Below are 1,087 nucleotides of genomic sequence, written 5' to 3' on the forward strand. Positions count from 1 at the left end.
TGTAATCATGATGGATAATGCAACTTTTCACAAGAAACAGAGTATTCAACAAGTCATCATCGATGCGGGGCATATGGTGGAATATTTGCCTACCTATTTAAAGTCGCCCAGCTATAGTGGAATTGCCTCGGTTACTTTGAAAAGTAGTAATATTGCGGTAGATGATATCATAGTTTATGCCAAATATAGGGTACCTCCATTAAAACCAGCTAATAAGAAAGTGAATTTTGTTGGTGATGTTAAAACTGCTAAAGTGGGCAAGATCATATTAAATGATGCTGACAATAATAAGATCGCTGATGGTAAGAATGGCTTTGAGTTTAGCACCCAACTAGTTGACCATAATGGTAACCCGGTTAAGCAAGCAGGATTAGTCATTAAATTGCGACAAGAAAAGGGTACTATTGTTAGCTTGCCTGCAAGCAGTGAAACAGATAGTGATGGGGGTGGCGACTATTACGCTTAAAAGTAGCAAAAAAGCAGTGGATGATGTGGTAATCTATGCGCAATATGCAACAAGTGGTGAAGAAAAATCCGAAGCAGTGAATTTTATTGCTAATATTAACACCGCTAAAAATAAAAACAGTCACATTAGATGGTCAGGAAGTTAATAAAGTTGCGAATGGCGACAGTTACTTTACCTTTAAGGAACAACTGGTTGATGAATTTGATAATCCTATTAAGGTGGCAGATCTGGATATCAGCTGGTTGCTAGATGATGATAAAGCTGAAGATGGTCATTGATCGGCAACATCAAGTCAAACAGATAAAGACGGCTTTGCCAGTATAAAACTTAAAAGCACTACTAAAGCAGTGGATAATGTGGTCGTCAGCCCCCCAATATGGTACTGCGGCTAAAATAGATGCAAACACACACTCGTTAATTTTATTGCCGATAAAACTACGGCCGGAGTAGGTATAGCTAAGAGACTTAATTTTGATTACACCATATTGAGTGCGAACAAAATATCTGTGTCGCATCCGAGACCTCTTTTTTTGCATTTAGCTTGTGCCCATTTATGTTCAATTGGATTAAGATCTGGCGAATAGGTAGGCAAATATTCCACCATATGCCCTCCATCGATGA

3 protein-coding genes and 1 pseudogene are annotated in these 1,087 nt (G+C 38.5%); 2 read left to right on the top strand and 2 right to left on the bottom strand.

Features of this window, described 5'->3' with window-relative positions; all coding sequences use genetic code 11:
- Both ARSQ2_RS11530 and ARSQ2_RS11535 read left to right on the top strand, forming a co-directional pair.
- Nucleotides 1-466, top strand: a pseudogene (locus tag ARSQ2_RS11530) (hypothetical protein); the annotation flags it as partial.
- An 86-nt stretch (nucleotides 467-552) separates the two neighbouring features.
- On the top strand, nucleotides 553-744 hold the full coding sequence (locus ARSQ2_RS11535) for a hypothetical protein (protein ID WP_181995365.1): 192 nt from the start codon (nucleotides 553-555) through the stop codon (nucleotides 742-744).
- Nucleotides 745-753: 9 nt separating this feature from the next.
- On the opposite strand, the gene ARSQ2_RS11540 is transcribed toward ARSQ2_RS11535, so the two are convergent.
- Nucleotides 754-1,002: a hypothetical protein gene (locus ARSQ2_RS11540; RefSeq protein WP_181995366.1), complete on the bottom strand. Its 249-nt coding sequence runs from the start codon at nucleotides 1,000-1,002 to the stop codon at nucleotides 754-756.
- Entirely contained in the window at nucleotides 942-1,070 is a 129-nt protein-coding gene (locus ARSQ2_RS15165) for a transposase (RefSeq protein ID WP_420837786.1), read from the bottom strand. Before ARSQ2_RS15165 ends, ARSQ2_RS11540 begins: the two co-directional genes overlap by 61 nt.
- Nucleotides 1,071-1,087 lie beyond the last annotated feature (17 nt).

The sequence above is a fragment of the Arsenophonus endosymbiont of Bemisia tabaci Q2 genome, from assembly GCF_902713415.1.
Taxonomy (GTDB): Bacteria; Pseudomonadota; Gammaproteobacteria; order Enterobacterales; family Enterobacteriaceae; genus Arsenophonus.